This window comes from Rhodococcus sp. PSBB066, from assembly GCF_017068255.1.
In the GTDB taxonomy this organism is placed as follows: Bacteria; Actinomycetota; Actinomycetes; order Mycobacteriales; family Mycobacteriaceae; genus Rhodococcus; species Rhodococcus aetherivorans.
Map to the genome: position 1 here is coordinate 5855174 of NZ_CP070859.1, position 12343 is coordinate 5867516.

Here is a 12343-nt window from a genome sequence, read left to right on the forward strand (position 1 = left end):
TGGACAGAAGAGAGGCAACACCATTCTACGGGTCGCGCGACGGTGCCCCGCCCCGACGGGCCGCCGGGGCCCCATCCGGCGTCCCGTAGCCCCCCACTCACAACCGCAGCAGCGGCATCCAGTGCGCGATTTCCCCCGCCCGGCTGCCGGACGCGTCCAGCGATCCCTCGGCGGCCGCGTCGGCGAAGCCGACGAGACCGGTGGCCAGCCGCAGCCACGTCCGCGGGTCGGTCTCGACCACGTTGGGCGGGGTGCCCCGGGTGTGGCGGGGTCCCTCGATGCACTGCACCGCCACGAACGGCGGCACCCGGACCTCGACGCCGGATCCGGGCGCCACCTGTTCGAGGGCACGGGCGCTCAGGCGCACGGCCGTCGCGAGGTCGGTGCGGGCGGGCGCGTCGTCGGTCTCCGCCCGCAGCCACGGACCGACCCGGAGCAGGGCGGCGCGGAGTTCGGCGGGGTCGACGGGTCTGCGCGGTGCCACGGCGAGCCAGCCTAACGCCGCCGCGGCGCGGCGGCGTCCTCCTCGGGCGGCAGGCCGGCCAGGCGGACGGCCACCGCGCCGCCGGCGTTGAGGGCCAGGTGCAGCAGTGCCGGCGCGAGGACGCTGCCGCTGCGCCGGCGCAGCCCGTCGAAGACCACCGCCGAGAGTCCGGTGACCAGCACGGTTCCGAGCACGTGGTGACCGGCGTCCCTCGCGGGCCGCACGTGCCACAGCCCGAAGGCCGCCGCGTGCAGGCCGGACCCCGCCCCACCCGGACCGAGCAGCGCCGCGAGCACGCTGCGGAACAGGAGTTCCTCGGCGGCGACGGTGCCGAAGGGAATGTGCAGGCCCACCCATTCGTAGAAGTCCTCACGTTCGGCACGGGCCTCGTCGACGAGCCGGGCACGCAGCGACGGGACGGCCAGCATCACCCCGTAGGCGGCGAGCGGGACGGTCGCGGCGGCCGCACCCCAGCGGGCGCCGGACACCAGGTGCACCGGGTCCAGTCCCAGCGTCGCCCGTTCCAGGCCCGAGGCCCGCGCCGCACCCACCGCCGCGGCGCCGACCGCTGCGGACAGCACGGCCCGCCCCCGCGGCCCGAGGCGCGTGGCCGGCAGCACCGCACCCCAGCCGACGACCGCCGCGGCGACGACCGGACCGAGCCACGGCCGGCGGCGAGCCCGTCCCGGCCGGCTCACTTCTCCGGTCCCTGCAGGTCGTCGATGACGCTCAGCGCGAACCGCACCCGCTCGGTGTCGGTCTCCGCCCAGCCTTCGGGCCGGGCGATCGCGAGCCACCCGTCGAGCACCGTGGTGCCGTAGTTGTGGCCGTGACCGTCGGGTACCCCCGCGGCGTTGGTCAGATCCGCCGAGACCTGCCAGAACGTCACGAACGGGAACCACCGCATCTGCGGCAGCCGATCGGGTCCGGGCGGTTCGGACAGCCAGTCCGGCCGGCTGAAGATCAGGTCCGGGGACCACCACACCACCGGATCGGAGGCGTGCTGCAGGTACAGGATCCGGGGGAACAACCATTGAGTGTCGGGTTCGCCGATCGACGCGCGGTTGTCGGCGAAGCGCACCACCAGACCGTCCGCGTACACCGGCTCGACCTCGGTGGTGCCCGGGTCGCGCCGGGTGACGAGCTGACGCCACAGGCGGTTCGAGTTGGGCGGACCGACCCACAGGACACCGTCGACGGTGTCGCGGATCTCGGCGAGCGTGTCGAAAGCGCCCTCCCCCGACTGGGTTCCGAGGCTCTCCCCGTACAGGTACAGCTTCGGGCGATGCTCAGCGGCCTGGGCGAGCCACCGGTTGTGCACCCGGTCGATCAGCATGTCGCCGGCGGCGGCGGCCTTCTCGCGGTCGGCGAGGAACGAGATCCAGCTCGGCATGTACGAGTACTGCCACGCGACGAGGGCGACGTCGCCGTTGTGGACCAGTTCCATCATCATCGCCGCGGTCGGATTGACCCATCCGGTGCCGGTGGTCGGGATGACGACGAGCACCTCGCGGTCGAACGCGTCGGTGCGTTCGAGCTCGTCGATCACCAGGTCGGCACGCGCCTCGGGGGTGTCGGCGGTCTCGAGCCCGGCGTAGACCCGGATCGGTTCCCTCGCCGGGGCGCCGTTGATCGCGGTCAGCTCCGCGGCGCTCAGTCCCCGGCCGACGAAGTCGCGGCCCTGGTAACCGAGCGTGTCCCACGCCGCGAACGACTCCGGGCTCCCGGACTTCTCGGGCACGAGCGGCTGGGTGATCCCGGGGCGGGTCTCGCTGTTCTGGAGACCGAACACCACGTTGAGTCCCGCGTACGCACCCCGGGCCAGCACACCGTCGATCAGCATGAAGACCACCAGCACCACCAGCAGCGCACCGAGCGAGCGAGCCGCACCCGGCGGCATGCGCAGGCGCCGCACGAGTTGCCACGCGACGATTCCCGCGAGTTCGCGCAGCCCCCGCCAGGTCGCGATCAGGGTGATCGCGACGGCGGCGGCAAGCACCAGGGTCCGCAGATACCCGCTGGTGGTGGTGCCCTCGGCATTCATCAGCGCGGCGAGCTGACGCTGCTGCCGCGAGGCGAACACCAGGGCCACCAGCGACGCGAGCACGGCCGCGACGGGGACCGCGACCTTGATCGCCCGCAGCACGGGCAGCGGCGGCGGCCACCACGGTCGGTTCGCCAGCAGCAGCCGGTACCCGGCCCAGCCGACGGCACACCCCACGCCGTAGCCGATGGCGACGTTGATGCCGCCGATGATGCCCTGGAACAACCAGTCGCGGGGCAGCAGCGACGGGGTCAGCGACCAGCAGAAGAACAGGGCCGCGAAGGCGATGCCGGTGAAATCCAGGCTCAGCAGTCCCCACGCCTGAGCGGTGTGGGGATGACGGTCACCGAATTCGGTGACCGCGTCGATGATCCGGCCCTGCCGGGCCTCGATCAACGCCAGCCGATCGACCTGGGATCCGACCATCGCTCACCCGAACAATGCCGGCAGTGTGCCCTCGTAGACCTCTCGCAGTTCGGCCATCGAGACCGAGAACCGGCCCTGCACCTCGACGGAGTCGGAGCCCTCGTCGACGACCCCGATCCGCACCCACGGCATGTTGCGCGCCGTGCACATGCCGGTGAAGCGGGTCTCCTCGGTGCGCGGCACCGCCACCAGCACCCGGCCGGCGGACTCGGAGAACAGGGTCACGAACGGATCCGCGTCCTCCGGCAGCAGGATCCGGCAGCCGGTCTCGCCGGCCAGCGCGGCCTCCACGACCGCCTGTGCGAGGCCGCCCTCGGACAGGTCGTGGGCGGCGGAGATCAGGCCGTCGCGCGAACCGGCGGTGAGGATCTCGGCGAGCAGCCGCTCCCGCTCGAGGTCGACCTTCGGCGGCACGCCGCCGAGGTGGTCGTGCTCGACCTGCGCCCAGATCGAGCCGTCGAACTCGTCGCGGGTCTCCCCCAGCAGGATCAGGGTCTCGCCCGGCTCGAGGCCGAGGCCGGTGGGGATGCGCCGGTGCACGTCGTCGATCACGCCGAGCACGGCGACGACCGGGGTCGGCAGGATCGGGGTGGCCCCGGTCTGGTTGTAGAAGCTGACGTTGCCGCCGGTGACGGGGATGCCGAGCTGCGCGCATCCGTCGGCGAGACCACGCACGGCCTGCTGGAACTGCCACATCACGCCCGGATCCTCGGGCGAGCCGAAGTTGAGGCAGTTGGACACGGCCTTGGGGGTGGCACCGGTGACGGCGACGTTGCGGTAGGCCTCCGCGAGGGCGAGCTGCGCGCCGGCGTACGGGTCCAGCTGGGTGTAGCGGCCCGACGCGTCGGTGGCCAGCGCGATGCCGCGGCCGGTCTTCTCGTCCACGCGGACCACGCCCGCGTCGGCGTTCTCGGCGAGCACCGTGTTGCCGCGGACGTAGCGGTCGTACTGCTCGGTGATCCACCTGCGGCTGCACAGCTGCGGCGAGCCGATCATCTTCAGCAGGGTCGCCTTCAGCTCCTCGGGAGTCTGCGGGCGCTGCAGTCCGGCGGTGGTGTCCGCGACGAGCGCGTCCTGGGACTCCGGGCGCTGCACCGGACGGTGGTACACCGGGCCCTCGTGCGCGACGGTGCGCGGCGGCACGTCGACGACGGTCTCACCGTGCCAGGTGATGACGAGCCGGTCGCCGTCGGTGACCTCGCCGATCACGGTGGCGAGCACGTCCCACTTCTTGCACACGGCCATGAAGGCGTCGACGTTCTCCGGGGTCACGACGGCGCACATGCGCTCCTGGGACTCGCTCGAGAGCACCTCGGCGGGCGTCATTCCCTTCGCGCGCATCGGGACCCGCTCCAGTGCGACGTGCATGCCGCCGTCGCCGGCGGCGGCCAGCTCGGAGGTCGCGCAGGCGAGGCCGGCGCCGCCGAGGTCCTGGATGCCGACGACGAGCTTCTCGCGGTAGAGGTCGAGGCAGCACTCGATGAGCACCTTCTCGGTGAACGGGTCCCCCACCTGCACGGCCGGCAGCTTCTTCCGGCCGGAAGAAGATTCGTCGCCCTCGAAGGTCTCCGACGCCAGGACGGACACGCCGCCGATGCCGTCCAGACCGGTGCGCGCACCGAACAGGATGACCTTGTTGCCCGTGCCCGACGCGAACGCCAGGTGCAGGTCCTCCTTGCGCATCGCGCCGGCGCACAGCGCGTTGACGAGCGGGTTGCCGGCGTAGGAGGCGTCGAAGACGGTCTCGCCGCCGACGTTGGGCAGGCCGAGGGAGTTGCCGTAGCCGCCGATGCCGCGGACCACGCCGTCGACGACGCGACGGGTGTCGGGCGCGTCGGCGGCGCCGAAGCGCAGCTGGTCCATGACCGCGATCGGGCGGGCGCCCATCGCCATGATGTCGCGGACGATGCCGCCGACACCGGTCGCGGCGCCCTGGTACGGCTCGACGTAGGACGGATGGTTGTGGGATTCGACCTTGAAGGTGACCGCCCAGCCGTCGCCGATGTCGACGACGCCGGCGTTCTCACCGATACCCGCGAGCATCGACGCCCGCATCTCGTCGGTGGTGGTCTCCCCGAAGTACCGCAGGTGCACCTTGGAGGACTTGTAGGAGCAGTGCTCGGACCACATCACCGAGTACATGGCCAGCTCGGCGTCCGTGGGACGACGGCCCAGGATCTCGCGGATGCGGGCGTACTCGTCGTCCTTCAGCCCCAGCTCGCGGGAGGGCTGGGCGACATCGGGGGTTTCGGCGGCGTGGGTGACGGTATCCACCTGCGGTGACACTGGGCGTCGGGTCCCTTCACTCTGGGATCGAAACGGCAGGCCGGGCGCGCGCTGCCGCGGCCAGTCTATCCGGGTGCACGCCCGGCGCCGTCCACCGGTGCGACGCCCCGCGGCGGCCGCACCGCCGTCAACGCGTCGAGATCCACGCTCACCCGGTGACCCGCGGCCGGAAGCAGCACCTTGCCCGTGTACTCCCCCTCGTAGCGGTACCACCCGTCGTCGAGCACGAACACCCCCAGCGTCGCGGGTTCGACGAGGTCGATCATCCAGTAGGCGGGGATGCGCGCCTCGGCGTACTCGGAGAACTTCGTGACGCGATCGGTGCGGACGCTGCCCTCGGCCATGACCTCCACCACCAACCGCACGTCGGCGGCCGTCGCGCGGTCGGGGTCGGCGTCGACCAGCGCCCGGTCGACGACGATGCCGTCCGGGCAGCGCACCGTCAGCGGGGACTCGGTGAGCAGCACCTCCACGTCGCCGAGCACGGCCAGTTCCTTCGGCAGCTGATCGGCGAGCTGAGCGACGAGCCCGAACGCGACGTGCTGGTGCAGGTATCCGGGCCGCGGCGACGCCGACAGCACCCCTTCGCAGACCTCGACGTGGAACTGCTCGTATTCGGGCAGTTCCGTCCATTCGGCGAGCGTGAGCAGATGGTCGGGGAACGACGGGCCGGTCACAGGATCACCACCGTTCGCGGTCGGGCGAATTGTCCCCTCAGTCTGGCACCGGATGCCGGGCCGTGCCGGTCAGTTCGCCGGAGTGAGAAACGCCCGGAGAGCGCGGGCGTACGCGGTGACGTCCTTCGCTCCCATGAGCTCGCGCGCCGAGTGCATCGCGAGCTGCGGAGCCCCGACGTCGACGGTCGTCAGCCCGGTCCGGGAGGCGGTGATGGGGCCGATCGTCGAGCCGCACGGCAGGTCGGCGCGATGCACGTAGCGCTGCAGCGGCACCCCGGCCTGATCGCAGGCGAGCGCGAACGCGGCGGCGCCGGCGGCGTCTGTGGCGTAGCGCAGGTTCTGGTTGACCTTGAGCACGGGGCCGCCGTTCACCGCGATGCGGTGGGCGGGCTCGTGGCGGTCCGGGTAGTTCGGGTGGGTGGCGTGAGCCATGTCGCCGGAGGCCACCACCGAGCCGGCCATGGTCCGCAGAAAGTCCTCGCGGCTCCCGCCGCGGGCCAGCACGACCCGTTCGAGCACGGTGTTCAGCAGGTCCGAGAACGCGCCGCGGTCGGACATGCTGCCGACCTCCTCGTGGTCGAACAGGGCGAGCAGCGGCACCGGGCCGCCGTGCTCGGCGACGTGGCCGACGGCGGCGAGCAGCGCCGCGGTCCCGGCGTAGCAGGTGCCCTGGTTGTCCAACCGTGGCGCGCTGACGAGGTCCGCGTCCGCCCCGACCAGGGTGGACGGGGCCAGGTCGTGGGTCATCAGCTCCCAGCCCAGGATCGCGTCGGCCTCGACCTCGACCGCCTCGGCGAGGAAGGCGAGGAAGGACCGCGGCGCGGTGCCCACCCCCCACACGGCGTTGACGTGGCGCTGCGGATCCAGTTGCACGCCCTTGCGGTCCTCCGAGAGGTGGATGGCGAGCTGGGGGACACGCAGGATCGGCCGGTCGACGCGCACGAGCACGTCCTCGGCACCGTTGCCGGCCCGTACCGTGAGCCGGCCGGAGACGCCGAGATCGCGGTCCAGCCACGAGTTCAGCCATGCTCCCCCGTACGGTTCGAGACCGACCAGTTGCCAGCCTGCCGAGGCGAGGTCGGGGTGCTGCTTGACCCGCAGGTTGGGGCTGTCGGTGTGGCCGCCGACGATCCGGAACGGGCGGGCGGGGTCGCCGTCGGCGCCTTCGGTGCTCCACGCGATCAACGAGCCGCCCCGCAGCAGGTAGTAGCGGCCGGGCTCGCTCGGCCACACCTGGGTCTCGGTGAGCTGCGTGAAGCCGGCGTCGGTGAGGGTGGCCGCGACGGTCGCGCACACGTGGAACGGCGACGGCGACAGATCGACGAAGTTGCACAGGCCCTGTGCGTCGGCGGGCGTGGTCGTAGGCATGGCTGCATCCTCGCACCGCACCCGCCTCGACACACCCCGGCCGCGCCACCCCGCACCCCGGCACGTCCGTGATGCACGACCGGGAGTGTCTCCGCGAGCGCACCGCGTCGCCGGCGACCGCGCCGACGGGGCGGGATCGAATCCCGCCCCCGGGGCCGCGCTGCCGCCGTCGCTCAGTGCCCTCCCGCCACGCAGAACTGGTTGCCGTCCGGGTCGGTGAGCGTCACCCACCGGAACCCGCCCATGTCCTGGCGGTGCACCTCACCCGCGCCCGCCTCGACGAGCCGGCGCACCTCGGCGTCGAGATCGGGCGCCACCAGGTCGAGGTGGACCCGGTTCTTGCCCGGGGTCGGATCCGGAACCTTCTGGAAACCGAGTTTCTGTGCGGTGCCGGGCATTCCGACGATGTAGAACCAGCCGTCGTTGTCCTGCTCGATCCGGCCGCCGATCTGCTCGGCCCACCACGTGGCAAGCGGGCCGGGGTCGGCGCTGTCGAAGGTGATCATGCCGATGTTCAGTGCCATGGCCGGGACGGTAGCGGACGGGACCGACACGAGTGTGCCGCCACGGCACCGAGTTCGCCGTCAGCAGGCGGCGCGGACGAGCTGGGTGATGCGGTCCACCTGCTGATCGGTGGGGGTGACCGCCCCGTTGGCGGACAGCTCCGCGACTTGGCTGTTGATCTCCTCGTCGCTCGCCCCGTCGTCGATCAGGGGACAGGTTTCGGTGACGATCGCCTCGATGGAGGCGTCGTCCCGACCGTCGGCCAGGTTCGGGTAGCCCGTCCGGAAGGTTGCGACGAAGGTCCCCAACTTCGCTGCGTCGACGGCACGTTGGACGACGCTGGAGGCGACGCTGCCGGCCGGGCGGGTCGTGCTCTCGGGCGCGGACGTCTCGTCGTCGGATCCGCAGGCGGTGAGCAGGAAGAGGGCGGCGACCGCCGCCACCACAGCAGTCTTGGTCTTCATCGTTCGAGCGTGACACGCCGGGACGCGCCCGCGCCGGTGAAAGGCGGAATTCACGGTGAGCCGTCGCGCTCACGCGCTTCCCGGCCCGGGAAGGGGACGGCCGAACGGCCCCGGCAAAGATGCGTAATGCTACTCGAGACAACGGCGACGACGTGCGGCATAGTGGTGCCCGGCACGGCCGATCGGGGGATTCGGCGGTGCCCGCCGGAGCCGGTTGGGGGCCGCGCTCCGGACCGCAGGAGAAGGGGCCCCGCCGCCGATCGGGACGGCGGCGGGGCCCCTTTCGTCGCGTCGGGCGACGGTCGTCTCAGCTCCGGGCTGCGACCTTCGCCGGATCCAGCTCCAGCCGGCGCAGCAACTGCGCGTTCAGTGCCACGACGATCGTGGAGACCGACATGAGCACGGCAGCCACCGCAGGCGGCAGGACCACCCCGGCGAAGGCCAACGCACCGGCCGCGAGGGGCACCGCGACGACGTTGTACCCGGTGGCCCAGGCCAGGTTCTGCCACATCTTGCGGTAGCTCGCCCGCGACAGTGCGATCACCGACAGCACGGCGCGCGGATCGTCTGCGGCCAGGACCACGCCGGCCGACTCGACGGCGACGTCGGTGCCCGCGCCGATCGCGATGCCGACGTCGGCCCGCGCCAGCGCCGGCGCGTCGTTGACCCCGTCACCGACCATCGCGACGCGGTGCCCGCGGGCCTGCAGCTCGGCGACCTTCGCGTCCTTGTGTTCGGGCAGCACGTTCGCGAACACCTCGTCGATACCGAGGTCGGCGGCGACGGCGTCGGCCACCTGCCGCGCGTCCCCGGTGATCATGGCGACCTTCACCCCGCGCGCGTGCAGGGCGTCGATCGCCTGCCGCGACTCCTCGCGCACCGCGTCCTCGAGGGCGACGGCTCCCAGCACCGTGCCGTCGCGCACGACGTGCAGCACCGACGCCCCGCGGGCGACCCAGCGGTCGGTCGCGGCCGCGACGTCGGCGGGCACGTGCGCCCGCAGGTCCGCGAGCACGGCCGGACCGCCGACGAACACGGTCGCCCCGTCCACCACGGCCCGCACCCCGCGGCCGGGCAGGGAGCGGAAATCCTTCGTCGGCAACATGACTCGCCCTCCCGCGGCGGCGACGACGGCGCGGGCGACGGGGTGCTCGCTGTCGGATTCGACCGCGGCGGCCAGGGTCAACAGGTCGTCCTCGGTGGTGCCGGCGGTGGCGACGACGTCGGTGACGACGTGCCGCCCCTGGGTCAGGGTCCCGGTCTTGTCGAACAGGACGACGTCCACGCCGCGCATCCGCTCCAGCGACAGCCGGTCCTTGACGAGCACGCCGGCGCGGGCGGCGCGCTCGGTCGAGATGGCGATGACGAGTGGGATGGCCAGGCCCAGCGCGTGCGGGCACGCGATGACCAGGACCGTGACGGTACGGACGACGGCCTCGTCGACGTTGCCGAGCAGCGTCCACACGGCGAAGGTGAGGACGCCGGCGACGGTGGCGAAGTAGAAGAGGAAGGCGGCGGCCCGGTCCGCGAGCGCCTGGGCTCGCGAGGACGAGGCCTGCGCGTCGGCGACCATGCGCTGGATGCCGGCGAGCGCGGTGTCCTCCCCCACCGCGGAGATGCGGACGCGCAGTGCACTGTCGGTGGCGACCGTGCCGGCGACGACGGTGTCGCCCACGGCGCGGGGCACGGCGCGGGACTCGCCGGTGATCATCGACTCGTCCACGTCGGCGCGCCCGTCGACGACCGTGCCGTCGGCCGGGACGCGCGCACCGGCGCGCACCAGCGCGACGTCGCCGACGGCCAGGTCGGCGAGGGCGACCTGCACGACGCCGTCCGCGGTCACCTTCTCGGCGGTGTCGGGCAGCATCGCGGCCAGGGCGTCGAGCGCGCGCGACGCCGAGCCCAGCGCCCGCATCTCGAGCCAGTGCCCGAGCAGCATGATCACGATCAGCAGCGCCAGTTCCCACCAGAAATCGAGGTCGAACCCGCCCAGCCCGAGCGTGGTCACCCAGGACGCCGCGAACGCGACGCTGATGGCCATGGCGATGAGCAGCATCATTCCGGGCCGGCGGTCCCGCAGCTCGTTCCACCCGCCGACGAGGAAGGGGCTGCCGCCGTAGGCGAACACGACCGTGCCGAGGACGGGCGAGACCCATCCGGCCCACGCGGCGTCGGGCAGCGCGTAGCCGAGCAGGTCGGCGAACATGGCGCTGAACGCCACGATCGGAACCGCGAGGACCAGGCTCACCCAGAATCTGCGACGGAAGATCTCACCGTGCGGCCCGTGCCCGGCGTGCCGGTCCCGGGCGCGGTGGGCGTCGCGCGCTCCGGGCGGCGCGGTGTGGGCAGCGTGTCCGTGGTGTGCGAGCTCTGTCATGGCTCCCGCCTCGATCCGTTTCCGTTTCCGTGGACCCCTCCATTGATACCCCCTGGGGGTATAAATGGAAGGGGTGGGACGGTCACGATCCGGTCACGGCACCGACTACCGCTCGAGCATGGCGCGCATCTCGTCGATCTCCGCCTGCTGCGTCGCGATGATCGACTCGGCGAGTTGCCGCGCCTCCGGGTTCACGCCCTCGGCCAGCTCGGTCTGCGACATCTCGATCGCGCCCTCGTGGTGGACGATCATCATGGTCAGCCACATGCGGTCGAAGTCCATGCCGCGGGCCCCCATCATGGAGTCCCACTCGTCGTCGGACATCATTCCCGGCATCCCGCCGGGCATGCCCATGCCGCCGTGACCCATCCCGTCCTCGTCCGGCGCCTCCTGCCCCCAGCTGTCGAGCAGCGACACCATCTGCTCCATCTCGGGTTCCTGCGCGGCCTCGATGCGGGCGGCGAGGTCGATGAGCTGCGGATCCTCGCTGCGTTCGGGCACGGCCTGGGCCATCTGCACGGCCTGCGCGTGATGGGGATACATCTCCTGCAGGAACTCGACGTCCGCGTCGACGAACTGCGCCTGCCCGGCCGGCACCGAGGTCTGGGACGTGCCCGGAGTCGCCGTCCCCGACTGCTGCTGCGGCTCGTCGCTGCCACACGCCACGATCACCAGGGCGAGCGGAACCGCCGCCGCTGCCGCTACTACTCTCTTGTTCCACAACATGATTCGACGGTACCCGCCGTATCGGCCGAGTCCGGGGCCGCAGCCCCGCCCCGGCCGGTCCTTCATCGAAACTTCATCGGCCGCAACGCCCGCCCACACGCGGCGGCGCGCACACTCGTCGTAGGAGGTGCGCGATGATGGGTTGGTACGGCGGCGCAGGCTGGGCCGCCGCCCTCGCAATGGGTGTGTTCTGGCTGTTGCTCGCCGGGGTGGTGGTGTGGGCGGTGGTCCGGGCGGCGGCGCCACCGGATCCCGGCGACGACGCCCGCCGGATCCTGGACCGGCGGCTCGCCTCCGGCGAGATCGACGTCGCAACCTACCGGACTCTGCGCGACGAACTGGACGCGCGGCCCCGACGACGGACGCGTCGATAGATCCGCCTGCTCGATACGCGATGCAGCACGTTCACGGGGTCACCGCGATCCGATCCGTCGTCGACGGGTCGCCGAACAATTCTCTGCCGCAACCCGAGTGGCGGGCAGCCGGGGGCGCCCGGCCCTCGTCCCCCGCGGCATGGTCACCCGAGGCATGGTCGGCACCCTGCGGCACTCGCTCGTCAGCGATGTTCCCGGCGGGCATCGAACGCCGCGACGACCCGCTTCGGCGCGGTCAGCCGCCACGCATCCTCGATCAGTTCCGCCAACTCGACCGTGTCGACCGCGGCGAAAACCACGTCGATCCAGCCGTAGCGCCCGAAGAACGGGGCCGCGCGGAACACGTCCGGATCCTCGTGGAGCAGGGCCGCCTGGGTGTCCACGGTGGCTTTGAGGCAGACCGTGGCCGCACCGTAACCCAGGAGGCCGAACATCTTGTTCCGCACCCGGTACGTGGGTTGGTCACCCCAGCTGTCCACCACCACTTCACGTGCCTCGGGCAGCGCCAGCATCATCGCGCGCACACTGTCCGCGCTGGGCATGGGATCTCCTCGGTCGGCGGACAGGGCCACCCAGTTGTACACCCGACCCGCGACAGGGAACGGACGGCCGC

General features: G+C 72.1%; 12 protein-coding genes. 1 reads left to right on the forward strand and 11 read right to left on the reverse strand.

All coding sequences use genetic code 11. The annotated features are described in order from the left end of the window. Nucleotides 1-97: 97 nt before the first annotated feature. The 10 genes from JYA75_RS26720 to JYA75_RS26765 form a co-directional block, all read right to left on the reverse strand. Complete coding sequence (locus JYA75_RS26720; protein WP_065922976.1) at nucleotides 98-484, reverse strand: sterol carrier family protein; 387 nt, start codon at nucleotides 482-484, stop codon at nucleotides 98-100. An 11-nt stretch (nucleotides 485-495) separates the two neighbouring features. Further along, nucleotides 496-1182, reverse strand: coding sequence for a CPBP family glutamic-type intramembrane protease (locus tag JYA75_RS26725; protein ID WP_043801589.1), 687 nt, complete (start codon nucleotides 1180-1182; stop codon nucleotides 496-498). After that, complete coding sequence (locus JYA75_RS26730; protein WP_065922977.1) at nucleotides 1179-2954, reverse strand: alpha/beta hydrolase; 1776 nt, start codon at nucleotides 2952-2954, stop codon at nucleotides 1179-1181. The genes JYA75_RS26725 and JYA75_RS26730 overlap by 4 nt, the downstream gene beginning before the upstream one ends. A 3-nt stretch (nucleotides 2955-2957) precedes the next feature. Then, nucleotides 2958-5240 (reverse strand): phosphoribosylformylglycinamidine synthase subunit PurL, encoded by a 2283-nt coding sequence (gene purL / locus JYA75_RS26735; RefSeq protein WP_050034640.1) that lies wholly within the window; start codon nucleotides 5238-5240, stop codon nucleotides 2958-2960. Nucleotides 5241-5305: 65 nt separating this feature from the next. Next, nucleotides 5306-5917 (reverse strand): Uma2 family endonuclease, encoded by a 612-nt coding sequence (locus tag JYA75_RS26740; RefSeq protein WP_029541454.1) that lies wholly within the window; start codon nucleotides 5915-5917, stop codon nucleotides 5306-5308. A gap of 69 nt (nucleotides 5918-5986) precedes the next feature. After that, the gene (locus JYA75_RS26745; protein ID WP_065922978.1) at nucleotides 5987-7285 is read right to left on the reverse strand and encodes a M18 family aminopeptidase; all 1299 of its coding nucleotides are present in this window, start codon (nucleotides 7283-7285) and stop codon (nucleotides 5987-5989) included. Between the two features lie 173 nt (nucleotides 7286-7458). After that, nucleotides 7459-7809, reverse strand: a complete 351-nt coding sequence (locus JYA75_RS26750; protein WP_029541452.1) for a VOC family protein — start codon at nucleotides 7807-7809, stop codon at nucleotides 7459-7461. A gap of 60 nt (nucleotides 7810-7869) precedes the next feature. Further along, nucleotides 7870-8235 (reverse strand): hypothetical protein, encoded by a 366-nt coding sequence (locus JYA75_RS26755; protein WP_065922979.1) that lies wholly within the window; start codon nucleotides 8233-8235, stop codon nucleotides 7870-7872. 325 nt (nucleotides 8236-8560) lie between these two features. After that, nucleotides 8561-10630, reverse strand: a complete 2070-nt coding sequence (locus tag JYA75_RS26760; RefSeq protein WP_029541448.1) for a copper-translocating P-type ATPase — start codon at nucleotides 10628-10630, stop codon at nucleotides 8561-8563. Nucleotides 10631-10735: 105 nt separating this feature from the next. Further along, on the reverse strand, nucleotides 10736-11356 hold the full coding sequence (locus JYA75_RS26765; RefSeq protein ID WP_203329533.1) for a DUF305 domain-containing protein: 621 nt from the start codon (nucleotides 11354-11356) through the stop codon (nucleotides 10736-10738). 134 nt (nucleotides 11357-11490) lie between these two features. On the opposite strand from JYA75_RS26765, the gene JYA75_RS26770 reads away from it, so the two are divergent. Continuing rightward, nucleotides 11491-11730 (forward strand): hypothetical protein, encoded by a 240-nt coding sequence (locus tag JYA75_RS26770; RefSeq protein ID WP_029541442.1) that lies wholly within the window; start codon nucleotides 11491-11493, stop codon nucleotides 11728-11730. 182 nt (nucleotides 11731-11912) lie between these two features. Here JYA75_RS26770 and JYA75_RS26775 read toward each other — a convergent pair whose 3' ends face one another. Next, nucleotides 11913-12272, reverse strand: a complete 360-nt coding sequence (locus JYA75_RS26775) for an MmcQ/YjbR family DNA-binding protein (RefSeq protein ID WP_006940324.1) — start codon at nucleotides 12270-12272, stop codon at nucleotides 11913-11915. Nucleotides 12273-12343 lie beyond the last annotated feature (71 nt).